24 protein-coding genes and 2 pseudogenes are annotated in these 24,637 nt (G+C 32.3%); 21 read left to right on the top strand and 5 right to left on the bottom strand.

Translation table 11 applies throughout. The features are described from left to right. From rplQ to BGS43_RS02885, 10 genes and pseudogenes are all read left to right on the top strand, one after another. Positions 1-354 carry a 50S ribosomal protein L17 gene (gene rplQ, locus BGS43_RS02930; RefSeq protein ID WP_025398659.1) on the top strand — a complete coding sequence of 118 codons (354 nt, stop codon included), beginning with the start codon at positions 1-3 and terminating at the stop codon, positions 352-354. 217 nt (positions 355-571) lie between these two features. Then, entirely contained in the window at positions 572-1,471 is a 900-nt protein-coding gene (hisG, locus tag BGS43_RS02925) for an ATP phosphoribosyltransferase (RefSeq protein ID WP_002779540.1), read from the top strand. 7 nt (positions 1,472-1,478) lie between these two features. Then, positions 1,479-2,765 (top strand): histidinol dehydrogenase, encoded by a 1,287-nt coding sequence (hisD, locus tag BGS43_RS02920; RefSeq protein WP_002789750.1) that lies wholly within the window; start codon positions 1,479-1,481, stop codon positions 2,763-2,765. Next, complete coding sequence (gene hisB, locus BGS43_RS02915) at positions 2,762-3,823, top strand: bifunctional histidinol-phosphatase/imidazoleglycerol-phosphate dehydratase HisB (protein WP_002824948.1); 1,062 nt, start codon at positions 2,762-2,764, stop codon at positions 3,821-3,823. The genes hisD and hisB overlap by 4 nt, the downstream gene beginning before the upstream one ends. After that, the gene (hisH, locus tag BGS43_RS02910) at positions 3,820-4,407 is read left to right on the top strand and encodes an imidazole glycerol phosphate synthase subunit HisH (protein WP_096568711.1); all 588 of its coding nucleotides are present in this window, start codon (positions 3,820-3,822) and stop codon (positions 4,405-4,407) included. The genes hisB and hisH overlap by 4 nt, the downstream gene beginning before the upstream one ends. Beyond that, positions 4,404-5,129, top strand: a complete 726-nt coding sequence (hisA, locus tag BGS43_RS02905; protein ID WP_061474908.1) for a 1-(5-phosphoribosyl)-5-[(5-phosphoribosylamino)methylideneamino]imidazole-4-carboxamide isomerase — start codon at positions 4,404-4,406, stop codon at positions 5,127-5,129. The genes hisH and hisA overlap by 4 nt, the downstream gene beginning before the upstream one ends. Beyond that, the gene (locus BGS43_RS02900; protein ID WP_021033636.1) at positions 5,114-6,061 is read left to right on the top strand and encodes a COG2958 family protein; all 948 of its coding nucleotides are present in this window, start codon (positions 5,114-5,116) and stop codon (positions 6,059-6,061) included. The genes hisA and BGS43_RS02900 overlap by 16 nt, the downstream gene beginning before the upstream one ends. 9 nt (positions 6,062-6,070) lie before the next feature. Continuing rightward, positions 6,071-6,838: an imidazole glycerol phosphate synthase subunit HisF gene (gene hisF / locus BGS43_RS02895; RefSeq protein ID WP_002824940.1), complete on the top strand. Its 768-nt coding sequence runs from the start codon at positions 6,071-6,073 to the stop codon at positions 6,836-6,838. 2 nt (positions 6,839-6,840) lie between these two features. After that, positions 6,841-7,464: a bifunctional phosphoribosyl-AMP cyclohydrolase/phosphoribosyl-ATP diphosphatase HisIE gene (gene hisIE / locus BGS43_RS02890; protein ID WP_002824938.1), complete on the top strand. Its 624-nt coding sequence runs from the start codon at positions 6,841-6,843 to the stop codon at positions 7,462-7,464. Position 7,465: 1 nt separating this feature from the next. Next, positions 7,466-8,030: pseudogene (locus BGS43_RS02885) on the top strand (hypothetical protein). A 57-nt stretch (positions 8,031-8,087) separates the two neighbouring features. Here the strand turns inward: BGS43_RS02885 and BGS43_RS02880 are convergent. Continuing rightward, complete coding sequence (locus BGS43_RS02880; protein WP_025398656.1) at positions 8,088-9,248, bottom strand: tetrahydrodipicolinate N-succinyltransferase N-terminal domain-containing protein; 1,161 nt, start codon at positions 9,246-9,248, stop codon at positions 8,088-8,090. Between the two features lie 21 nt (positions 9,249-9,269). Further along, positions 9,270-10,376: an Mrp/NBP35 family ATP-binding protein gene (locus tag BGS43_RS02875; protein ID WP_002824932.1), complete on the bottom strand. Its 1,107-nt coding sequence runs from the start codon at positions 10,374-10,376 to the stop codon at positions 9,270-9,272. 119 nt (positions 10,377-10,495) lie between these two features. Here BGS43_RS02875 and BGS43_RS02870 point away from each other — a divergent pair, with 119 nt between their 5' ends. The 6 genes from BGS43_RS02870 to prfA all read left to right on the top strand — a co-directional run bounded on the left by BGS43_RS02870 (position 10,496) and on the right by prfA (position 15,567). Next, positions 10,496-11,611, top strand: a complete 1,116-nt coding sequence (locus BGS43_RS02870) for a bifunctional 2-C-methyl-D-erythritol 4-phosphate cytidylyltransferase/2-C-methyl-D-erythritol 2,4-cyclodiphosphate synthase (protein WP_096568708.1) — start codon at positions 10,496-10,498, stop codon at positions 11,609-11,611. Then, a complete protein-coding gene (locus BGS43_RS02865; RefSeq protein ID WP_002824929.1) occupies positions 11,608-12,495 on the top strand; it encodes a response regulator in 888 nt (295 codons plus the stop codon). The genes BGS43_RS02870 and BGS43_RS02865 overlap by 4 nt, the downstream gene beginning before the upstream one ends. After that, a complete protein-coding gene (locus tag BGS43_RS02860; protein WP_052783428.1) occupies positions 12,473-13,633 on the top strand; it encodes a sulfate adenylyltransferase in 1,161 nt (386 codons plus the stop codon). The genes BGS43_RS02865 and BGS43_RS02860 overlap by 23 nt, the downstream gene beginning before the upstream one ends. Positions 13,634-13,642: 9 nt before the next feature. Beyond that, a complete protein-coding gene (locus BGS43_RS02855; protein WP_002779527.1) occupies positions 13,643-14,143 on the top strand; it encodes a phosphatidylglycerophosphatase A family protein in 501 nt (166 codons plus the stop codon). A 76-nt stretch (positions 14,144-14,219) separates the two neighbouring features. Continuing rightward, on the top strand, positions 14,220-14,483 hold the full coding sequence (gene rpsT, locus BGS43_RS02850; RefSeq protein ID WP_002824926.1) for a 30S ribosomal protein S20: 264 nt from the start codon (positions 14,220-14,222) through the stop codon (positions 14,481-14,483). Between the two features lie 16 nt (positions 14,484-14,499). Beyond that, positions 14,500-15,567, top strand: coding sequence for a peptide chain release factor 1 (gene prfA, locus BGS43_RS02845; RefSeq protein ID WP_002779525.1), 1,068 nt, complete (start codon positions 14,500-14,502; stop codon positions 15,565-15,567). A 30-nt stretch (positions 15,568-15,597) separates the two neighbouring features. Here the strand turns inward: prfA and BGS43_RS02840 are convergent. Further along, positions 15,598-16,352, bottom strand: a pseudogene (locus BGS43_RS02840) (HugZ family heme oxygenase). A gap of 203 nt (positions 16,353-16,555) precedes the next feature. Between BGS43_RS02840 and BGS43_RS02835 the strand changes: the two are divergent. The 4 genes from BGS43_RS02835 to BGS43_RS02820 are packed head-to-tail and all read left to right on the top strand — an operon-like array spanning position 16,556 to position 21,210. Next, the gene (locus BGS43_RS02835) at positions 16,556-18,670 is read left to right on the top strand and encodes a TonB-dependent receptor (RefSeq protein ID WP_096568705.1); all 2,115 of its coding nucleotides are present in this window, start codon (positions 16,556-16,558) and stop codon (positions 18,668-18,670) included. Further along, positions 18,645-19,631 carry a FecCD family ABC transporter permease gene (locus BGS43_RS02830; protein WP_002779522.1) on the top strand — a complete coding sequence of 329 codons (987 nt, stop codon included), beginning with the start codon at positions 18,645-18,647 and terminating at the stop codon, positions 19,629-19,631. Before BGS43_RS02835 ends, BGS43_RS02830 begins: the two co-directional genes overlap by 26 nt. Further along, the gene (locus BGS43_RS02825) at positions 19,631-20,407 is read left to right on the top strand and encodes an ABC transporter ATP-binding protein (protein ID WP_025398650.1); all 777 of its coding nucleotides are present in this window, start codon (positions 19,631-19,633) and stop codon (positions 20,405-20,407) included. The genes BGS43_RS02830 and BGS43_RS02825 overlap by 1 nt, the downstream gene beginning before the upstream one ends. Next, on the top strand, positions 20,404-21,210 hold the full coding sequence (locus BGS43_RS02820) for an ABC transporter substrate-binding protein (protein WP_002824919.1): 807 nt from the start codon (positions 20,404-20,406) through the stop codon (positions 21,208-21,210). Before BGS43_RS02825 ends, BGS43_RS02820 begins: the two co-directional genes overlap by 4 nt. Here the strand turns inward: BGS43_RS02820 and BGS43_RS02815 are convergent. Further along, entirely contained in the window at positions 21,207-22,064 is an 858-nt protein-coding gene (locus tag BGS43_RS02815; RefSeq protein WP_025398649.1) for a radical SAM/SPASM domain-containing protein, read from the bottom strand. The genes BGS43_RS02820 and BGS43_RS02815 overlap by 4 nt on opposite strands. A gap of 158 nt (positions 22,065-22,222) precedes the next feature. Between BGS43_RS02815 and BGS43_RS02810 the strand changes: the two genes are divergently transcribed. After that, complete coding sequence (locus BGS43_RS02810; RefSeq protein WP_052783430.1) at positions 22,223-23,485, top strand: MFS transporter; 1,263 nt, start codon at positions 22,223-22,225, stop codon at positions 23,483-23,485. Here the strand turns inward: BGS43_RS02810 and mutY are convergent. Next, complete coding sequence (gene mutY, locus BGS43_RS02805; RefSeq protein WP_002792108.1) at positions 23,471-24,478, bottom strand: A/G-specific adenine glycosylase; 1,008 nt, start codon at positions 24,476-24,478, stop codon at positions 23,471-23,473. The two genes, BGS43_RS02810 and mutY, sit on opposite strands and share 15 nt — an antisense overlap. Positions 24,479-24,637: the final 159 nt, after the last annotated feature.

Genomic DNA, 24,637 nt, shown 5'->3' with positions numbered 1-24,637 from the left:
ATGAGACATAAACACGGATATAGAAAACTTGGCAGAACTTCATCTCATCGTGCTGCCTTGTTAAAAAATTTAACTATAGCTTTAGTTAATAGCGGTAAAATCGAAACAACTCTACCAAAAGCTAAAGAATTAAGAGGCTATGTAGAAAGATTGATTACTAGAGCAAGACTTGGAGATTTTAACGCTCACAGAGCAGTTTTTGCTGCTTTACAAGATAAAAATGCTACAAATAAACTTGTTACAAAAATAGCTCCAAATTTCAAAGAAAGAAATGGTGGCTATACAAGAATTATCAAAACAAGAATTCGCCGCGGTGACGCAGCTGAAATGGCTTTTATTGAATTTGTAGCCTAAAAATTCCAGCTTAAGCTGGAATTTTAAAATTCATTTTTCTTATATTTTTCTAATTTACTCCAACTTTTTATAAATCTAAAAATTCAAAATCATCTTTTAAATCCAATTCTAAAAATAAAAATTCTTAAATGATTATTTAAAAAATAATTTTTAGCCAAAATTTTAACTACTTATGCTAATATGTTTTTTTATTTTTATAAATGCAAGGATATAAAATATGCAAGAAAATTCTCGTTTGCGTATAGCTATACAAAAATCAGGCAGACTCTCTAAAGAATCCGTAGAACTTTTAAACAAATGCGGAATTAAAATGCATATACATGAGCAAAGCCTCATAGCTTTTTCAACCAACCTACCCATAGATATTTTAAGAGTTAGAGATGATGACATACCTGGTCTTATCTTTGATGGAGTCGTAGATCTTGGCATTATAGGGGAAAATGTTTTGGAAGAAAACGAACTCGAAAGAAAAAGCTTAGGCGAGGAAGCAAATTACAAGCTTTTAACAAAGCTTGATTTTGGTTATTGTAGACTTTCACTTGCCTTGCCTCAAGAGAAAAAATTTGATAATTTGAAAGATTTTGAAAATTTAAGAATCGCCACTTCTTATCCACAGCTTTTAAAACGCTTTATGAAAGAAAACAACATTCATTATAAAAATTGTATGCTTACAGGTTCAGTTGAAGTAGCTCCAAGAGCAAATTTAGCTGATGCGATTTGCGATCTTGTTTCAAGCGGTGCAACACTACAAGCAAACAATCTTAAAGAAGTTAAAGTTATTTACCAATCTCGTGCTTGTTTGATACAAAAGCAAAATACTCTAAGCGATGAAAAACAAGCTTTGGTTGATAAAATCATGCTTCGCGTTGCAGGAGTAATGCAAGCAAGGGAAAGCAAATACATCATGCTTCATGCTCCAAAAGAAAAACTTGATAAAATCCAATCCCTACTTCCAGGCGTAGAAAAGCCTACTATCTTGCCTTTAGCACACGATGAAAAAAATGTAGCCTTGCATATGGTAAGTAAAGAAAACCTTTTTTGGGAAACTATGGAAGCTTTAAAAGAAGAAGGTGCGAGTTCGATTTTAGTTTTACCTATTGAAAAAATGTTAAAGTGAGTAAAAAATGCAAATAATAAATTTTAACGAATTAGACGAAAAACAAAAACAAGAAGTATTAAAACGCCCTGCAATAGCAGCAAAAGATAAAATTTCACAGATAGTGAGCTCTATCATCAAAGAAGTTAGAGAAAAAGGCGATGAAGCTTTGATAGAACAAGCTTTAAAATTTGACAAAGCCCAAATTTCAAGCATTAAAGTAAGTGAAGAAGAGCTTGAAAACGCAAGCTTACGCTTGGATAAAGACTTAAAAGAAGCGATTTTAATCGCTTATGAAAATATCAAAAAATTCCACGAAGCACAAATTCCAAAAGAAATAGCCATTGAAACCACCAAGGGTGTAAAATGCGAAGTTTTAACACGCCCTATTGAAAAGGTAGGACTTTATATACCAGGGGGTTTGGCGCCTTTATTTTCAACGGTTTTAATGCTAGCAATTCCTGCAAAAATAGCTCAATGTGAAAAAATCGTTTTGGCAAGCCCTGCTAAAATAAACGATGCCACACTTTTTTGCGCCAAGCTTTGCGGAGTAGATGAAATTTATCAAATGGGTGGTGCAGGAGCCATAGCAGCACTAGCTTATGGAACCAAAAGCGTTTTAAAAGTAGATAAAATCTTTGGGCCAGGCAATGCCTTTGTTACCGAAGCTAAACGCCAAGTAAGTAGTGATATAAACGGAGCTGCTATAGATATGCAAGCTGGACCTAGTGAAGTTTTAGTCATAGCAGATGAGAAAGCAAATGTTAAATTTGTAGCAAGCGACTTGCTTTCACAAGCTGAACACGGCGCAGATTCTCAAGTGATTTTAGTATGCTTAAGCAAAGAATTTGCACAAGGTGCGAGTGATGAAGTAAGCCGCCAACTTGAAAATTTACCCAGAAAAGAATTAGCGTCTAAAAGCATTGCAAATTCTAAAATCATCATTGCAAAAAACTTAGATGAAGCTCTTTTAATCTCAAATCTTTACGCACCTGAGCACTTAATCATACAAACACAAAATCCTCGCGAACTTTTAGATAAAGTCAAACACGCTGGATCTGTATTTTTGGGTGAGTTAAGTCCAGAATCCATGGGTGATTATGCAAGCGGAACAAATCATGTCTTGCCAACTTATGGACTTACTAAAACGCATTCTAGCTTGGGCTTGGCTGATTTTAGTAAAAGAATGAGCGTGCAAGAACTTAGCAAAGAAGGCTTTTTAAATTTAGGAAAAAGTGTTGAAATTTTAGCTGCAAATGAACATTTAGACGCACATAAAAATGCAGTAACTTTTCGCTTAGAAAGTCTAAAATGAGTGAAAAAATCCTTTTTATCGATAGAGATGGCACCATCATAGAAGAACCAAAGAGTGATTTTCAAATCGATAGCCTTGAAAAACTTCGTTTTGAAAAAGGTGCTATCCCTACTCTTTTAAAACTTAAAAATTTTGGCTTTAAATTTGTACTTGTTTCTAATCAAGATGGTCTTGGAACTCAAAGCTTTCCTAAAGAAGATTTTGAAATAGTACATCAAAAAATGCTAGATATTTTACAAAGCTGTGGTATAGAATTTAAAGATATTTTCATTTGTCCACATTTTGAAAATGAAAATTGCGAGTGTAGAAAGCCGAAAACCGCCCTTTTAGATGAGTATATCAAGCACAATCTTTACAATAAAGAACAAAGCTTTGTGATCGGTGATCGAGATACTGATATGATCCTAGCTTCAAATTTAGGTATTCGTGGGCTAAAATACAGCGAGAATTTCACTTGGAAAGAGATAGAAGAAGAGATCCTAAATTCCTTTCGCACCGCAAGCATTTCGCGTATCACTAAAGAAACCAATATCCATGTAAAAGTATGTTTAAATGGTGGAAAAATTGCTATTAATACAGGAGTTCCTTTTTTTGATCATATGCTCGAGCAAATCGCAGTGCATGGGGGCATAGGACTTGAAATTTCTTGCAAGGGTGATTTGGAAATTGATGAGCATCATAGCGTTGAAGATGTTGCTTTGGCTTTAGGAAGTGCCATAAAACAAGCTTTAGGGGATAAGATAGGCATCACAAGATACGGCTTTGTCTTGCCTATGGATGAGTGTTTGGCAAGTTGCGCGATCGATTTTTGCAACCGTCCGCATTTGGTTTATAAAGCCAAATTTAAAAAGGAAAAATTAGGCGAATTAAGTACTGAAATGATAGAACACTTTTTTTATTCGCTAAGCTACTCAATGGGAGCGAGTTTGCATTTAAAGGTTAAAGGTAAAAACGATCATCACAAAGCCGAAGGGCTTTTTAAAGCTTTTGCAAAAGCCTTAAAAATGGCTGTAAAAATTGAAAGTGAAAATTTAGCCAGCTCTAAAGGGGTAATATGAAATTAATCATCATTGATACAGCATGTGCAAATTTAGCATCTTTGAAATTTTGCCTTGATAGACTAGGCTTTGATGCTAAAATCAGTAGAGATTTAAAAGATTTAGAAAATGCAGATAAACTTTTTTTACCAGGGGTTGGAACAGCAGCAAAAGCAATGAGCAATTTAGAAAGTTTTAATCTAACAAATTTTATCAAGAATACCAAAAAACCTTTACTTGGAATTTGCTTAGGAATGCAAATTTTAGGGAATTTTTCAGAAGAACTCGACCAAAAAACACTAAGTATCATCCCCTTTAAAACTCAAAAATTTGAACTTCCAAAAGAATATTCTTTGCCGCACATAGGGTGGAATAAAGTTGCAAGCTCGCACCCGCTTTTTAAGGGTTTAAATGGGGCTTATTTTTATTTTGTACACAGTTATTATATAGCATTAAATGACTATACTATAGCTACAAGTGATTATGGGATAAAATTCAGCGCAAGTTTGGCAAAAGATAATTTTTATGGTGTACAATTTCATCCTGAAAAAAGTGGAGAAGCGGGGGAAATTTTAATATCAAATTTCATTAAGGATATAGCATGATAATCCCTGCACTTGATTTGATCGATGGGCAAGTAGTACGCCTTGTTAAAGGTGATTATGAACAAAAAAAAGTATACAAATACGATCCTTTAGAAAAATTTAGAGAATACGAAAACGCGGGAGCAACTTGGCTTCATTTAGTGGATTTAAGCGGAGCTAAAGATCCAAATAAAAGACAGCTTGCTTTAATAGAAAAATTAGCAAATGAAGTCAGTGTTAATTTGCAAGTAGGTGGTGGAATTCGTACCAAAGAAGAGATACAAGCTTTGCTTGATTGTGGAATAAAGCGTGTAGTGATCGGCTCTTTAGCGATTACAAATCCTACACTTTGTGTTGAAATTTTACAACATTTTGGAAGCGAAGCTATCGTTTTGGCACTTGATACAATTTTAAAAAAAGATTATATGATAGCTATTAACGCTTGGCAGGATACGAGCGATAAAAGACTTTTAGAGGTTTTGGAATTTTATAATATCAAAGGCCTAAAACACATACTTTGCACCGATATTTCAAGAGATGGCACAATGCAAGGAAGCAATGCTGAACTTTACGCACTCATCCATAAAAACTTTCCTAAAATTCACACTCAAGCAAGTGGAGGCGTAGCAAGCTTAGAGGATCTTAAAAAACTCAAGGGTGTTTGTAGTGGGGTTATCGTAGGAAAAGCTTTATTGGATGGAGTTTTTAGCGTAGAAGAAGGGATAAAATGTCTAGCAAATTAAGCTATAAAGAACTTGCTCTAGAAATCTTAAAACAAAGTGCTAGACCTTTAAATGTGAATGAAATTTGGCAAATTGCTTGTGAAAAAGGATTGGATAAAAAGCTTAGTAGCATTGGACAAACTCCAATTGCTACATTAGGGGCTAGAATATATATGGATATAAAAGAAATGCGTGATAACTCCTTATTTATCAAAGCCTCTCAAAAACCTACAACCTTTTGGTTAAAAGAAAAAGAAAATGAACTCTTAAAATTTGAAAATAAAAATGAAATTATCAATGAAAAACAAGAAAAAAATAAATTTCACGAAAGGGATTTACATCCTTTACTTGTCAAGTTTCTATATGAAAATTTAGATTTTAATTTAAATTGTAAAACAATCTATCACGAACAAAGCAAAAAAGGCAAAAATGGAGAAGACAAGTGGAATTATCCTGATATCGTAGGGGTTTATTTTCCTTATGATGATTATGAAAAAGAGACCATAACACTTTTAGAAAATATCAAACAAAACAGCTATAAACTCTTTTCCTTTGAACTTAAAATTGCTTTAAATTTTTCAAATTTAAAAGAATGTTATTTTCAAGCTGTAAGCAATTCTAGTTGGGCAAATGAGGGCTATTTGGTTATTCTAAAAGAAATCGATAGTGAGGTTTTAAGTGAGTTAAGACGCTTAAATCAAAGTTTTGGCATAGGAGTGATAAAACTTGAAAAAGATATTTCAAATTCTCAAATTTTGCTTAGCGCAAAAGAAAGAGAACTTGACATTCAAACCCTCAATATGCTGATTAACAAAAATCCGAATTTCAAAGAATTTATAGATGATATAAATAAACAAATTAAAGTAGGCAAAGAAGCCAAAATTCAAGCCAAATTTGATAAGGTTAAAAGTGATGAAGAAATGCAAAAATATCTCAAAGAAAAAGATATTTGAAAGGATAAAATGCTTACAAAACGCATAATTGCATGTTTAGATGTAAAAGATGGTAGAGTAGTAAAAGGAACACAGTTTAAAAATCATAAAGATATGGGGGATATCGTAGAGCTTGCAAAGCGTTATTCTCAAAGTGGGATCGATGAGCTTGTGTTTTATGATATTGCTGCAAGTGCTAGAAAAGAACGCATTTCAAGAAAATGGGTAAGCGAAGTGGCTAAAAATATCAATATCCCTTTTTGTATAGCAGGCGGCATTAAAAGTGAAGAAGATACAGCCGAACTCTTAGCCAATGGAGCGGATAAAATTTCTATCAACTCCCCTGCTTTAAACGATCCAGATCTTATCACTCGTTTGGCCAAAAGTTTTGGGGTACAATGCGTTGTAGTGGGCATTGATAGCTTTAAAGATGAAAATGGAAATTTAAAGGTTTTCAAATACACAGGTGATGAAAACACGAGTAAACATAGCGGGAAAAATACGATCGAGTGGATTAAGGAAGTACAGGATTTGGGCGCTGGAGAGATAGTGCTAAATATGATGAATCAAGATGGTGTTAAAAATGGATATGATTTAGAACAATTAAGCCTTGTAAAAAAAGAATGCAAAGTACCTTTGATCGCAAGCGGTGGAGCAGGAAAGATGGAACACTTTTTAGAAGCCTTTGAAATAGGAGTGGATGGGGCTTTAGCAGCTTCTGTTTTTCATCAACAAATCATTGATATTAAAGAATTAAAAAACTACTTAAAAACCCAAGGTGTAAGTATAAGGATATAAAAATGCAAAATTTCCAAAATTTAAATGAAAAAATCGATTGGCAAAAAGTAAATGGGCTTATCCCTGTCATAATACAAGATGTAAAAAGCTGTGAAGTTTTAATGCTAGGTTTTATGGATGAAAAAGCTTTAGAAAAAAGCTTAGAAAGTAAAAAAGTCGTATTTTTTTCGCGTACTAAAAATCGCCTTTGGATGAAAGGTGAAGAAAGTGGAAATTTTTTAAATATCGTTGATTTAAGCCTTGATTGTGATAATGATACACTTTTGATTTTGGTTGATCCTATAGGAGCTACTTGCCATATAGGCAATATCTCTTGCTTTGAAAATGTATCAAAAAATGCAGATTTTGTCTTTTTAGCAAGATTAGAAAAACTTATAAATTCACGCAAAAATGCGGATGAAAACACTTCCTATACTGCAAAGCTTTTTAAAAAAGGAACAAAACGCATCGCACAAAAAGTCGGCGAAGAAGGTGTGGAAACTGCCTTAGCAGCGACTGTTAAAGATAAAGATGAGCTTATTTGCGAGGCGGCTGATTTGATGTATCATTTAAGTGTTTTACTCGCAGATGCAAATTTAAGTTTTTCAGATGTCATCGCTAAGCTTAAAGAAAGACATAAAGAATAAATTGAAAAATATTATTTTAGGCTTTTTGATCTTTTTTATCTACCCTGCATTAATGATATTTTTCATCTTAATGCATAGAAAATATATATCTGAAGTGCCAATGTTAGGTTTTCATACAAACATGGAAATTTTTAAACGAGCAGGTATTTATTATTTTTATCTTTTAGTAATTCATATCCCTTTATTTTTAGTGTGGAAAAAAGTTATTTCAAAGATAGAAAGTTTAGATTTTATAAATACTTTTTATTTTGGGATTGCTTTTAGCCTTTGTGTTTTTCTTGCTCACCTTGCCTTTAGATGGGCATTTAGCTTTAGTGCCTTTGCTATGCGTGTTGTTTAGTTTTGTCTTTGTTTTTAAATTTATTTATTTTTGTTTTAAGAAAATTTCTTATTTTACTTGGAAAAAACTTATTTTTATAATAACTACATTACTAGGTATTTGTGCAGGTTTAGCTTATATCTTTTTTTGCCTTTATTATCAACTTTATATTTTTGACAATTACGATTTTTTAGGTAAATTTTATAATATCCCTTCTTATAAAAGGCCTTTGAATTTTATATTTTAATGAAAAGTATGGACAAAAAAGCCTAAAATTAGGCTTTTGTCGATAATCTAGGGTAAATTAATGCAAAGCTTCGTTAAGCTTGATCGCTTTTTTATTTAAACTTACTATCATCGCTCCGCTGATAGAATCTTGACGGAAATGAAGTCCATTTAAGCCCTTAAGCTCGATACCCTTATAAATCTCTTTACTAAAATCAAAATAAGGATTAAGTTTAGTAAGCTCTTCACGATCTTTAAGTAAAAATTTCGTTCCTTCAAGCACTGCAATTCCCGCATCTACGATACAATTATCACCCAAAGGAATTCCTGTTACTGAATTTGCTCCTAAAAGACACGCTTTGCCTACACTTATAGCATTTCCACTTGTTCCACTTAAAACACCTAAAATCGAAGCACCACCGCCCACATCAGAACCTTCGCCTACGATAGCACTCGAACTTATACGACCTTCAACCATACAAGCCCCTGTTGTTCCTGCGTTAAAATTCACATAGCTTGCACCTGGCATGATTGTAGTACCCGCAGCTAAAGATGCACCCATTCTTACCTTAGAGCTTTCTAGAATTCTTGTATTATCTTCAGGAATGATATGTGCTAAAAATCTTGGGAATTTATCCACAAAATCGATTTTTGGATACTGATTGCTCATTTTTAAACGCATTTCATTTGCTCTTAAATACTCAAGCTCGATAGGCTTATCATCACTCCAAGCTACATTGCTTAAAAGTCCAAAAGCTCCATTTAGATTGATACTTCTTAAAGGTACTTTTTTAGTAGAAAGCAAATAAAGTTTCAAATAAACACTTTCCACACTCAAAGGCTCTTTATCTTCAAAAAGACAAACAAAAGCAAATTCATCGTCTTTAAATTTATCTTTGATAATCTTTAAAATATCGATATTTTTATGTCCCTCTTCTTCTAAAAAAGGTTTAAAACAAGCAAGCGCATAATCAATATCCTCAAGCTTAAGAATTTGTACAAATTCACTTGCTTCAAAATCAATCTCAACACCCCTTTGCATAAAAGCCTCAAGCATAATTGCTGCAGAACCAAAATTTTGCTCATAATTTACCAAAGCAAAACTGGCTTGTAAAATTTTATTTTTATTAAGCTGACCACGATCAAGTCTTGCTATACCAAAAGCTTTAGGTTTACTATATCCATTTTTTTGTTCAATTTGTTTGATTAAAAGTAAAAAATCTTCTTTAGTATTAATAATCATTTTTTCTCCTTCAAAATTTTAATGCGAACAAGCACTTTTTCCATTCATCACAGGTTGGATTGCAGAATTATCTACACCGCCTTCATTATTGATTTTTTCTATAAATTGCCAAATTTTTTCAGCTGCCATTAAATAACGCCTTGAACTCACACTTTCAGGGTGATAAAAACTCACAGGTTTTCCTTCATCTCCACCCTCTCTTACTATCATCTCTATAGGAATTTGTGCTAAAACTTCACTCTTATAAGCTTTTGCCATCTCCTCTGCAGTGCCTTTACCAAAAATATCATACTCTTTGCCATTATCAGGACATAAAAAGCCACTCATATTTTCTATCACGCCAGCGATTGGAATGTGAAGTTTATTAAACATATCTAAAGCTCTCTTACTATCATCTAAAGAAACGGTTTGTGGAGTACTTACGCAAACACCCGCAGTAATTGGAATGCTTTGTGCTGAAGTAATTTGCGCATCTCCTGTTCCTGGAGGCATATCTAAAAACAATACATCAAGTTCAGGCCAAATCACATCTGCAAGTAATTGCTCGATAGCTTTCATGATCATAGCTCCACGCCACATAAGCCCTTGACCTTCTTCGATTAAAACCCCCATACTCATCATATAAACACCATGACTTAAAATCGGCTTTAATCTTTGTCCTACTACTTCAGGTTGAGTTTTAGTTTCGCCTAACATCCTTGGGATATTTGGCCCATAAATATCTGCATCTAAAATCCCTACTCTTTTTCCCATTTTAGCCATAGAAATAGCTAAATTTACAGTGGTTGTAGACTTACCTACTCCGCCCTTTCCGCTTGAAACCATGATGAAATTTTTTACTTGAGGTGCGATATTTTTACCACTTCTTGAATTGCTTTTTTCTTCAGGAATTTTTGGAGTAATGATATGAATTTGTAAATTCTTTAAATTTAAAGAAGCTAAAGCCTCATCAATATTTTTGCGTAATTCTTCGCTTACTTGCGGATTTGATGAAACAATTTCAAGCTCAACGATAACATTCTCATTTTCGATTTTTATATCTTTTACAAAATTAAAACTCACTATATCCTTATCAAAACCTGGATATTTTACACTTTTTAATTTCTCTAAAATTTGCTCTTTCATCTCTTTTCCTTAATTTTTAAAAAATCAATTTTACTAATAAAATGATAAAATTTAGCTTTTTATAAGTGTATAATATGGTAACATTATATATAAAATTAATATTATAGCAAAGGGAAAAAATGGCTAATCTTAGCTTGATTATGCTAGCAGCTGGAAATTCTACTCGCTTTGATACGGGAGTAAAAAAACAATTTCTACGCCTTGGCGACGATCCTTTATGGCTTTATGCTACGCGAAATTTAAGCACTTTTTATCCTTTTAAAAAAATAGTTGTTACTTCTAGTAATACTTCTTACATGAAAAAATTTGCTAGAAATTATGAATTTGTTGAAGGTGGTGCCACTAGGGCAGAATCCTTAAAAAAAGCCCTAGAAATCATAGACAGTGAATTTGTAATGGTAAGTGATGTAGCAAGAGTTTTAGTAAGTAAAAGCTTGTTTGATCGTTTGATTGAAAATTTAGATAAAGCTGATTGTATCACTCCGGCTTTAAAAGTCGCAGATACCACGCTTTTTGAAAATGAAGCCTTGCAAAGAGAAAAAATCAAACTCATTCAAACTCCTCAAATTTCACGCACTCGCTTACTCAAACAAGCCTTAAATCAAAATTTAGATTTCACAGATGATAGCACAGCTATATCTGCAGTGGGTGGAAAAATTTGGTTTGTTGAAGGTGAGGAAAATACTAGAAAAATAACCTTTAAAGAAGATCTTAAAAAGCTTGATTTACCTCGACCAAGTAATGAAATCTTTTGCGGAAATGGTTTTGATGTTCATGAATTTGGAGAAGAACGCCCCTTGCTTTTAGGTGGAGTTGAAATTCATCCTACTATGGGCTTAAAAGCACACAGTGATGGAGATGTTTTAGCTCACTCTTTAACCGATGCGATTTTGGGTGCTGCCTGTCTAGGAGATATAGGCGAACTTTTTCCTGATACGGATGAAAAATTTAAAAATGCAAATTCTATGAATCTTTTAAAAGAAGCATATAAAAGAGTTAAGGAGTTTGGCTTTGAACTTCTCAATATAGATATTTGCGTGATGGCACAAACTCCAAAACTTAAAGATTTTAAAGAAGCCATAGCTCAAAATATAGCAAATACTCTTAATATCGATGAATTTAGAGTAAATATCAAAGCTACCACTACTGAAAAGCTAGGTTTTATAGGGCGTAAAGAAGGTATGGCTGTTTTAGCAAGCGCAAATTTAAAATATTTTGATTGGACGAAAATATGAAAGTTTTAATTATAGAAAATGAAATTTATCTAGCTCAAAGCATAAGTATTAAGCTTAGTGATGTGGGTTATAGTTGCGAAATTATCAATTCTTTTGATGAGCGTAACCCTGAAAAATATTATGATATTGTTTTACTTTCTACTAATACTAGTAATTTTTTAAAAGCGGTTACAGAATTTAAACATAGCATTATTATTTTGCTTATTTCTTATATCAGCACAGACACAGTTTCAAATCCTTTAAAACTTGGTGCGTGCGATTATATACAAAAACCTTTTATGATAGAAGAATTGATACGAAAAATCAAACATTATCAAGATTTTAAAAAGCTTTCCATTCTTAATAAAGCTTATAAAAGCTATATTAAATCAAGACTTCAAACAGTTAAAATTCCAGAATACAACTATAAAAAACTAAAACTTCCTGTTGTTTTAAAATCCAACAAACAAAGCTCAGCTGATGCCTTTGTATTTAATTATATCAACGAATATGACATCACTCTTTCTTATGTTGATCTATCTGTGAGTAATTCCGTAGAAAAAGCGATGAAACTTACAACGGAAAACAATCTTTTATTCTTGAGTAATTTTCAAGTTTTAAAACCGCTAGAGCGTGAAAAATTGCTTGAATTTATCAAAAACAAATCAGTTATTTTACATACTAATTCAAATATAGAAGATTTAGAGCTTCCGTGTATCAATCTTAGTGATAATGAAAAAAATATCGATAGTAATCAAATTTTAACCATAGATGAATATGTTAAATATATTATTTTAAATTATCAAAATGTCTTTCCTGATACAGATCTTTCAAAAAAATTAGGAATTTCTCGTAAGTCTTTATGGGAGAAAAGGAAAAAATATGAAATCAGCAAAAAAAAATAAAAGCATTATCATAGACAAAAACGAACTAGGCATTCTTTCTCTTATCAAAGAGGGTTTGCTTGGCAGTTGTACTCATTTAATGGATGAGAGCGAGACAAAACAAATTTTTAAAACGGGCAAATCCAACAACGAAAGCTTTCCTTATCCTCTATCCTTTGCTCCAAAAGTTTCAGAAGAATTTATTAAAGATATTCGCATAGGAAGTAAAATTGACCTCATTCTTGATGATGAAATAGTAGGAAATATCACGCTTAAAAGTAAATTTAAAAATGATAAAAATTTTTCCAATATCTTTAGCCCACACACCTGCTCTTTAGATAATATGGGTGAAATTTGTATCGGTGGAGAGATAGAAATTTATAATTCCACAATCCAAAAAATCAAAGAAGAATTTCATAAAACCAAAGAAAATCTTAATGCCCATAAGATTACCGCTATAGTTTCAAGCTTTGATCCTTTGCATAGAGCGCATGAAAGAATGTTTCGCTGGACTATAGATAAGGCGGATTTGGTTGTTGTTTTTCTTGTAGAATCTTTTGATGCCAATGGCTTTGATTTTGATTTGAAGCAAAATTATTTGAAAAAATTTATTCAAAATTATTTGCCACCGGATAGAATTTTTATCTTCCCACTTAAAGATATCAATCTTTTCCATGCTCATTTAAATCCTAGCTTAGAAAGCATTTTAGCTAAGAGTCTTGGATGTACCAAACTTGTCGTAGGGCAAAATCACACAGGACTTGGAATGTTTTATGATGATAATCAGCCTAAAACCATACTGGATGATTTTTCTAAAGATTATGATATAGAAGTGATTGTTTTGCCTGAATTTGTATTTTGCGATGCATGTCGTATGATAGTAAGTACTCGATCTTGCCCTCATGGATGCCATCATCATTTACATTATAATTCTCAATCCTTAAAAGAATTGTTAAGAGCAGGTATTGTGCCTCCTGCTGTTTTTATGCGAAAAGAAGTTTCAAGTATTATCTTATCTTCTATTTTTCCTAATCGATTTAAGAATTTGCAAAAAATCTATAATGATCTTTTTGCAACAGATGGAATTTTAGAATACAAAAGCGATGAAGAATTTTATCAAAAGCTTTTAGAAACTCATCAAATGTCTTATATGGTTTGAAAGGAAACAATGCAAAAACTTTTTTTAACTTTTTTTTATTCAGGGTGTGCAAAAAAAGCACCGGGGACTTTTGGAACTTTAGCAGCTTTAATTCCTGCTTTTTTTATATTAAAATATCTAGGAATCACTACCTTATTTTTACTCAGCATTTTAATTTTTATTGCTAGTATAAGAGTGATTGATGATTATGAAAGAAAAACAGGAATTCACGATGATAAACATATAGTAATTGATGAAGTTGCAGGGGTTTTTCTAGCATGTGCCATCGCTGCAAGCGGCGCTAATTCTTTACTGAATTTTTTTATGGCCTTCGTGTTTTTTCGCATCTTTGATATCACAAAGCCTTCTATCATAGGAAAAATCGATAAAAAAACCAAAGGTGGATTGGGTGTTATGCTAGATGATATGCTAGCAGGATTGTTTGCAGGGCTTTTAAGTGCAGTGATTTATGGTTTTTTGCTTAAATTTGATTTAGTCTTTTGGGATAAAGACTTGATAAATTTATTTTGAAATTTTGCTTAAATTAATATATTTTTAAATTTTATTCTTATATAATTTAGTCTTTAATTTCAAAAAAGGAAAATAAATGGCAAACCACAAATCTGCTGAAAAAAGAGCAAGACAAACTATCAAAAAAACAGAAAGAAATAGATTTTATAGAACAAGACTTAAAAACATCACTAAAGCCGTAAGAGAAGCTGCTGCTAAAAACGATAAAAACGCTGCTAATGAAGCTTTAAAAATTGCAAACAAAAGCATTCACGCTATGGCAAGTCGTGGCTTTCTTAAAAAACAAACAGCGTCTCGTCGTGTAAGTCGCCTAGCTCTTCTAGTAAATAAAATTGCATAATCTTTCATAATTTTTAATGTTAGCTAGCAAACTAGATCCTTTTTTAAAACGCTTTGAAGAGTTAAATTCTCTTCTTAGTAGTTCTGATATCATCAGTGATATCAGTAAAATGACTGCGCTTTCTAAAGAGCAAAAAAATTTAGAACCCATCGTCTTAAAAGCTAAAGAATACCTAAAAACTCTAGATAGCATAGAAGAAAACAAAACTTTGCTTAATGATGCTGAGCTTGGAGAACTTGCAAAAGAAGAGTTAAAAAATTTAGAAGAATTAAAACCCAAACTCGAAGAAGAGCTTAAAATTTTGCTATTACCCAAAGATCCGAATGATGAAAGAAATATTTTTCTTGAAATTCGTGCAGGAACAGGCGGAGATGAAGCTTCTTTATTTGTAGGCGATCTTGTTAAAGCCTATGCAAGATATGCTGAAAATCGTGGCTATAAACTTGAAATCGTTAGTTCTAGCGAAGGAAGTGTGGGCGGTTTTAAAGAAATTATCATGCTAGTTAAAGGTGCAGGAGCTTTCTCAAGACTTAAATATGAGGGTGGAACACATCGCGTTCAACGCGTTCCACAAACCGAATCTCAAGGACGCATACACACTTCTGCTATAACTATAGCGGTTATGCCTGAAGTAGACGATATAGAGATAGAAATCAATCCCAATGATCTTAAAATAGATGTTATGCGCTCTTCAGGACACGGGGGGCAAAGTGTAAATACTACAGATTCTGCTGTGAGGATCACTCACCTTCCTACAGGTATAGTTGTAGTCAATCAAGATGGAAAAAGCCAGCATAAAAATAAAGAAAGTGCTATGAAAGTCTTAAAAGCAAGACTTTACGAAATGCAAGAAAGCGAGCGTTTGGCTCAAGAAAGCGAAGCAAGAAAATCCCAAGTAGGAAGCGGCGATAGAAGTGAGCGCATACGCACTTATAATTTTCCGCAAAATCGTATCAGCGACCATCGCATCAATCTTACCCTATATCGTTTAGATGCTATTTTACAAGATGGACTTTTTGATGAAGTTATCGAACCTTTGATAGCACATTATCAAGCAGAATCATTACAAGAGCAAAATTTATAGTTTCATTAGTCTTGAAAACAAGACTAATGATTAGTGTTTATGCGGGAATTTGTGTGGGCTGCTATTTGACCAACATGAGTTACATTTTCATTTTCTATATCATAAGCTTGTCCAAAACCTTTTACAAAACGACCCTTTTGAAATTCAAGTTTTACAAGATGGAAATCAAGCATATTGCGTATGGTTTTTATTCCGCCTTCGCCGCCTGTTTGTTTTTCAAATTCATCATAAATTTTATCAAACACTTCCCCACGCTCGATAAAACTAGCCTTAACCTTATAACGCAATCTTTTACGAAGTATAACAGAAGCTGCCTTGCTTTCATCCTCTAAAAACATTATTTCTATATTGTTTGGATTTTCTTTGATATTATTAAAATGCTCGCTTACTTCACTGATATAAATATAATTTCCCCATGGAGTATTTACAAAGGGTGCATAAGAACAAACCACCTCTTTATCTGCACTTAAAGTCGCTAAAGAAACCGAATTAAAACTCAACATAAACTCTTTTGCTTCTCTTGCCACTCCGCTAAGATCTTTTTTAATCTTTGCACTCATACAAAGTTCGATAATAGCATCTTTAAGGGTTTCTTCGTTTGCTTTTTTAGGAAATTCTATGCGTAAATTTTCTTTATCATTATAAGCTATATCCAAGCCCTCAAAATCAACTCCGACCAATCTTACTCCCTTAGGATCCTTCACTGCCCCAAATTTTTTACAAAGATCGATCAAATTAGATTGATGATGATCGTTCATATGAGAAATAATACTTTCAAAACTCATTATCTTTATCCTTTCTTTAAATTTATAGAACAAAATATAAGTTAAAAATGGTATCAATTATCAAATTAAAAATTACTTAAAAAGATTAAAATCGTTTAATTTTCAAAAATTTATTCTAATTTAAGCTTATAAAAGATAAATTTTCTCTTCAAATATTATGATATATATTATCATTATTTATTTTATTTAAAAGGAGTAAAAATTTGAATCCAAGCAAAAGAGTTTTAAAGCTATCTTTACTAGTATTTTTACTAAGCACTGGTATCAATGCACAAGAATTGAATGATAAAGCCATTCAAATGCAAAAAGTTGTTGTAAGTGCAGCAGGATTTGAACAAGATGCAGACAATAACTTGCGTAATGTAATTGTTATCGATGGTAAAGACTTAGAAAAAAGAGGATTTAATACCTTAGAACAAGCCTTAGAAAGAATTTCAGGCATTAGTTTTGTAAATTTTGGACTAGGACGCAATATCGATATGCGTGGACAAGGAAGCAAGTCCAATATAGCTGTGAAAGTTATGGTAAATGGAAATGCTATTAATGTGCTTGATAATTCTCATGGCGTAACTCCTTTAGAAAGTGTCAATTTAAACAATATAGAACGCATAGAAATCATACCAGGGGGAGGCTCTGTGCTTTATGGAAGTGGCACTAGAGGGGGTGTGATTAATATCATTACAAAAAAAGAAAAATCCGATGCTTTTGCTCTAAGTCTTAAAGGCAGTAGTTACGATCATGGAAATTTAGGTGGAAATTTAGGTGTTTATGGGGCTAAAAAAATCAATGATTATCTAACATTTGGTTTTGATATACAAGGCTTTAACCGCGATGGCTATCAAGAGGGTTATAATGAAAAAGGCTATTTTGTCAATACAAAAGCCTATCTAAATACTAGCGATAATAGTGATTTATCCCTAAATTATAATTATTTTGAAAGCAAAAATACAAGCAGTGGCTATCTTACAAAAGCACAAATTCAAAGTGATCCGACCCAAAAAGGAAGTGGTGATAATATCACTCAAATCAATAGACCTGAAATTGCTTTAGATTATCATCATTATTTTAGTGATTTATACGAAATTCAACTCGGAGCATTTTGGCAAAATCAAAAAATAAGATATCTAAAAGATGAAATTCCAATGATGGGCACCATAGCTTATCAAACCGGTAGCGGTTTTGAAGATACGCTTACGGGTATAAATTTAAAAAATAAAATCAATTACAAAGATGATTCTTATTTTATCTTTGGCTATGAGTTTGCAAATCATGATGCCAAAAGAACAAGCATAGTTCATTATAATGTAAACACTCCAGTATCTCAAATAAGTCATACCATGACAACCCTAATGGATATGGATAAGCAAAGCCATTCTGTTTTTGCTCTAGACTCTCATCAATTTAATGATATTTTTAGTATTTCAAGTGGTGCAAGATACGAATACAGTCTTTATGATACCCACAGAAGTTACACAAGTAAAATGATAATGGGCGGTACACAACGACCAAGTAATCCAGAGCTTTTTGACGCTGATGATACAAGCAATAACTTTGCCTTTGAAATCACTCCAAATTTCAAATATTCTGATACTGGAAATATATATGCTAAATACGAAAGAGGTTTCATCTCTCCAACTCCTGCACAACTTGTTAACAAAGATCAAGCAACTCAAAAATATTACACTGCCAATTTAGATCCTGAAATTTTTGATACTTTCGAACTTGGGATTAATGATTTTTGGTGGGATTTTTATGGCTTTAATTTGACTTTATTTTACACTCTAAGCAAGGATGAAATTTCTTATCTTGGAAATCCACACTCCACAGGAGGAGCATTTTGGAAATATTATAATATCGACCAAACACGTCGTTTAGGAGCGGAATTAAACCTTCATCAATTTTTATTCAATGATAGCTTAATCCTCAAAGAAAGCCTAAGCTATCTTGATGCTCAAATTTCTAAAGGTGTTAATGACGGACTTAGAATTCCTTATGTTTCAAAAATCAAAGCCACAGCCGGAGTAGAATACGCTTGGAATAAAAATTTATCAAGCTATATAGATCTAAGCTATTTTTCAAGAGCAAAAGATGGCGGGGTTGTTGATGAAAATACAGGAAAGATGTCTAGAAATTCTTGGATTAAGGATTATTTTTTAACTGATATTGGTGTAAATTATAATTATAGAAATTTACAAATTCTAGCAGACATTCGCAATCTTTTTGATAAGCAATATTACACTTATCAAGACAGCACAAATGATCAATATCTAGCCGGAAATGGTAGAAATTACTATGTTGAATTTAAATATGCGTTCTAAAAATCTAGTGATTATAGGGCTTTTTTTAGCCTATATAATCACCTGTATCATCGCACTTTGCTTAGGAGATGAAAATTTAAGCCCTAAAGAACTTCTCTCCTATGCTTTTGGTGAAAATGAAATTTTGCGTCAAATCATCATCGATGGGCGTTTGCCTCGTATTATAATGGCTATTTTAATCGGTATGCTTTTAGCTAGCAGTGGAGCAGTAACGCAAAATGTATTTTCAAACCCTATAGCAGATCCTTATATCATAGGTATAGCTTCAGCAGCAACCTTTGGATCTGTTTTAGCGTATTTGTTAAAACTGCCTGATTATTATTATGGAATTTTAGGCTTTATTTGTTCTGCTATTTTTTCATTAGCGATCTTTAAAGTATCTTCAAAAGCTTCCATAGCTACTTTACTCATCATAGGCATTGCTGCTTCATCTTTTTTGGGAGCTTTTACCTCATTTTTTACCTATCTTATAGGGGAAGATTCTTTTAAAATAGTTGCTTGGCTTATGGGAAATATAGGTTCAGCTTCTTGGTTTCGTATAGGAATTTTGATTTTGCCTTTGATTTTTTGTCTTATGTATTTTTATGCGCATAAAAATGAATTAAATATCATTTTAAGCGGAGATGATGAGGCAAGAAATTTAGGAGTTGATGCCCAAAAATTAAAAATCAATCTTTTGATAGTTTCTTCTTTGGCGGTTTCTTTTGCGGTAGCTTTTACAGGGCTTATTGCTTTTGTAGGGCTTATAATCCCTCATACCGTAAGACTCTTGCTTAGAAATTATGACAATGCTTTGGTTATTCCTTTTTGTACCGCTTTTGGAGGGCTTTTTTTACTCATTTGTGATACTCTAGCAAGGACTCTAATAGCCCCTGTGCAAATTCCTATAGGAGTTTTAACAGCATTCTTTGGAGCTCCTGTATTTTTATACTTGGCTTTAAGTGCTAGGAGATTTTTATGATATTAAAGATACAAAATTTAAGTTTTAGCTATCATAAAAAAGAATTGTTAAAAAATATCAATTTAGAGCTTCAAAATAAAGCTTTTATAGGCATTTTAGGGCCTAATGGCTCGGGTAAAAGCACGCTTTTAAAGCTTATACTTAAGAATTTAAATATAAGCAAGGGCGAAATATCGCTTTTTAATACCGATATAAAAAACTTTTCCCTTAAAGAATTTGCACAACTTTGCGGTTTTGTGCCTCAAAATTCGGGTTTAAACACGCCCTTAAAAGTTATCGATGTGCTTTTGATGAGCAAATTTACAAATTTAAAACATGCTTTTTGTGATTATTCTAAAGAAGATATTTTAGAAGTTGAAAATTTTGCAAAAACTTTAAAATTGGAAAACTTTTTAGAAAGAAATATACTTTCTTTAAGCGGTGGAGAATTTCAAAGAGTGCTTTTAGCAAGAGCCTTGCTTAAAAAACCCAAAATTCTTTTTTTAGATGAACCCACTTCAGCACTTGATTTAAACCATGCTATCGAGCTTTTAAGCCTTTGCGAAAGATTGATAAAGCAGAACAATATCGCAGTTGTAGCGATTTTGCATGATTTAAATTTAGCCTCTATGTTTTGTGATAAGGTATTGTTTTTAAAAGAAGGAGAAATAAAGTATTTTGGAAGTACAAAAGAGCTTTTTACCAAAGAAATTCTAAAAGAAATTTACAATTTAAATTGTGAGATTGTCTATAAAGACTTAAAACCTTATATCTTAGCTTTAAAGGAAAAAATATGAAAAAAATTTTAATCATTATGAGTTTATTTTTAACCCTACTTAATGCCAAAGAACGCATTGTAGTACTTGATCCTGCAAGTATAGAAACACTTTTTATGCTAAATGCACAAGATCAAATCGTAGGTATTGCAAATTTGCAACACTCAAATATCTACCCTGAAGAAAAAACTTCAAAAATAACTAGCGTAGGAACTTTTTCACACCCTTCTCTTGAAAAAATAGTTGCCCTAAAGCCAAGCTTAGTGATATTAAGCTCGTATTCTTTAAATTTAGAAGAAGGGCTTAAAAACTTTGGAATCAAAAGTATCAATTTAAAAGCCCAACGCCTTGATGAAATCAAAAGCAATATTCAAATTCTTGCAAAACTCATAGATAAAGAAGAGCAAGGCAAAAAACTTTTAGAAGAATTTGAACAAGGATTACAAGAATTGCAAAAAAATCCCTTAAATAAAAGTGGAATTTACCTTTATTCTAGTAATCCACTCATGGCCTTTAATGATAATTCTTTAATAGCGGATATATTAAGACTCATAGGCATTAAAAACCTAAGTCCTCAAAGTGAAATAGCGCGCCCTATAATCTCAGCAGAATACATCCTAAAACAAAATCCTGATTTGTTGATCTTAGGCATTAATGCAGATGGCAACATTTTAAATGCTAATGCTTTGTTAAAAAATACAAAGGCAGCTCAAATGGGACAAATTTATCACAATGAAAACACCCATGTATTGTTACGCTTAAGCCCAAAAATCATAGATAGAATTAAAGAATTTAAAACAAGATTGGAAAATCAAAATTTTTAATCGCTCAATCTTATTTTAAAAAATTCACAGCTTTGACAAAGCTTTTCTATGCGCTTGTTTTCTTCAAAGGCCTTTTTGATTTCTTGAATGCGTTTTGAATCAAGAAGGCTCTTAAATTCAGCATTAAAAACATTACCCAAAGATATATCGCCTTTAGTATCCAAACAACAAGGCACGAGTGTGCCGTCACTTAAAATGCCTATTTGCTCTTTTAAAGCATGACATTTTCCTTGAGTATAAAGGGGTTTATCTTTTAAACTTGGCCATTTAAAAAGCTTATTTTGATGAAGCAAAATATGCCTTTGAAGACGATTTTTAGCCAAATGTGTAAGAATTCGAACCCCAAATTCTTTACTTAAAAATTCATAAATGGGCAAATTTTCACTAGGAGCTTTAAAGTTAGCATCTAAATTCCAAAGTCTAAGATTGATAAAGCTTGATTTTTTATACTCTAAATGCTCTTTGCAAAACTCTAAAATAGGCTTAAAATATTGCTCTAAAGAAAGCTTGTTTTGGCTTAAAAAGGCCATTAAAGAGATATTGATTTGATGGATATTGTCGTATTTTAATAACAATTTAGAATTTTTAGGACTAAAATAAAAACCACTTGTGGTAATTTCTAATTTCATGTGATGATTTTTAGCAATTTGTAGATATTCTTCTAAATTATTTAAAAGCAAAGGATCTCCCAAAAGATGAAAGGTAAAAATTTCGCTTTTATCCCAAATTTGCCTTGCAAGTTTAGAAAAATTTTCTACACTCATCACTCCGCGCAAAGCTTTTTTTGAGGGACAAAAATCACATTTTAAACCGCAAATATCGCTTAATTCTATGTATAATTTTTTAAATTTCATTATATATCCAAGAGTATTTTTTAGCAATATTTTAAAAATAAGTAACATTTTATACATATTTTTATATATTTTTTAATTATTTTATATATTTTCAAAACTTTTAAATAAAATCCACATTATACTTGAAAAAATTAAAACTTTAAAATGAAGGAAATTTTATGCAAGAACTTACTCGAGCGAAAAAAATCCGTTCTATTGTAGCTGCAAGTAGCGGAAATTTGGTAGAATGGTTTGATTTTTATATTTATGCTTTTACAGCAACTTATTTTGCTCATACTTTTTCAACCTCTGATAATCCTATCGTGCAGCAAATCAATGCTTTTGGAGTCTTTGCTGCGGGCTTTTTTATGCGTCCTATAGGCTCTTGGCTTTTTGGTTCTTTAGCTGATAAAGTGGGTCGTAAAAAATCCATGGTTGTATCTGTAGTTTTAATGGCTTTAGGCTCTTTTATGATAGCAGCTTTACCTAGTAAAGATGTGGTGGGGGATTTTGCTATTATCTTGCTTTTACTTGCAAGACTCATACAGGGACTAAGTGTAGGTGGGGAATACGGCATAGCAGCGACCTATCTTTCCGAACTTGCCACAGAAGGCAAGCGGGGTTTTTACTCTTCTTTCCAATATGTAACCCTCATAGGCGGACAGCTTTTAGCAGTAGCTAGTATCAGTATAATGCTTTTCTTTTTTAGCATTGATGAAATGAAAGATTATGCTTGGAGAATACTTTTTGTTGTGGGTGGAATTTTAGCCCTTGGCTCTCTTCTTGTGCGTAAAGCGATGAATGAAAGCGCGACACAAATTCACAAACATGAGGATAGAGGGACACTCAAAGCTTTATTTACAAGCTCTTGGAAACAATTTTTAATGGTACTTGGTATCACTGCAGGTGGATCTTTGGCGTTTTATACTATCACTACCTATACCAAAACTTTTATGGAAAATTCAGGTATGGATAAAACACTGGTTAATAATCTCTTTTTAGGTGCTTTATTTATACTTATGATTATACAACCGCTTTTTGGATATATCGGCGATAAGATAGGACATAAGCGATCCTTAATCATCTTTTGTATCTTAGCTTTTGTAGGAATTTATCCTATTTTCAATCTTATATCAAGCAATGCTCAAAACAATGCTTCTTTAGTGTTTATCTTAGTGGTGCTTTTATTTATTATTCTAAGTTTTTATACTTCAGTGGCTGGAATTTTTAAAGCCAAACTTTTCCCTGAACATGTAAGAGCCTTAGGCACAGGCTTGGGTTATGCGATATCTAATGCCATCTTTGGGGGATCTGCACCTTGGGTGGCCTTACAATTTAAAAATGCAGGAATGGAAAATGGCTTTTTTGTTTATATCGCCGTGCTTACTCTGCTTATGTTTATAGCAACTTTGTGCCTGCCTAAAAAATCAGAGCTTAATTAATCTTAAAGCCTTTAAAGAAAGTATCGAAAGTGCGGTACTTTCTAATTCTTTTAAGCTTTTAAATTGATAATTTTTATTTTCCTCTTTTAAAATTTGATGATAAACTTTAATATTTAATTTATACTTTGTATAATGATGTTTAAACTCTCCTAACAATTTCATATTTTTAGAAATTTCGCCTTCCTCTTCCTTAAAAAAAGGAAAATTATACATACCCTTATAAAGCTTATCTTGACTTTTTTGTATAGCAAATTTTTTATCCCATTCAAATACAAAAAGACTTAAGTTTGCATTCTCATAAGATGTTTTTTTAATTCCAGGATAAAGCTCTGTATTGAATTTTCCTTGGCAAAAATCATACAAGGGGCAAATTCCACATTTTGCATTTTTACTCACACATATTAAAGCACCTATATCAAGTAAGGCTTGGTTGTGATTAAAAGCATCTGCTAAATTTAAAAGCTCCTTAGCCTTTCTTTCAAGCTCACTCATTTTCGGATTTTCCAAGGCAAAAAGGCGTGAAAGCACACGGCGTATATTGCCATCAACAAAAGAAACTTTTTGATCATAAGCAAAACAAGCAATGGCTCCTGCGGTATAAGTTCCTATACCACTTAAATTTTTTAATTCATCAAGTTTTTTGGGTAATTTGCCTTCAAATTTATCCACACACTCTAAAGCTGCTTTTTTTAAATTTCTAGCACGAGTGTAATACCCAAGCCCCTGCCAAGCCTTTAAAAGCTCATCTTCATTTGCCTTAGCTAAACTTTGTAAGGTAGGAAATTTTTGCAAAAAAGGAAAATAAAACTTCTCTAAAACTGATTTTACCTGAGTTTGCTGGAGCATAATTTCACTGATATAAACTCCATAAGCTCTATCAATATCTTTTAATCTTTCATCACAATCTTTACTTTCTAAATTGCGCCACGGCAAATTTTTGCGTCCATTTTTATCATACCAAAGAAGTAATTTATCTTGTAAATTTTGAATCATTTGTTTTTGCATGGGTTAGAGTATAACAAAAATTGCATAAAAATTTATAATGTATTATAGTGATATTTTAATAATTAAAATCAAAAATCATTTTATCAATTTATATAAAAAATCCCATTTTATATACAATACAAAGCTACAAATAATAAAAATGCAAAA

Source organism: Campylobacter sp. 110, assembly GCF_002383965.1.
Taxonomy (GTDB): Bacteria; Campylobacterota; Campylobacteria; order Campylobacterales; family Campylobacteraceae; genus Campylobacter_D; species Campylobacter_D coli.
This window is presented reverse-complemented; position numbering and strand designations above follow the sequence as displayed.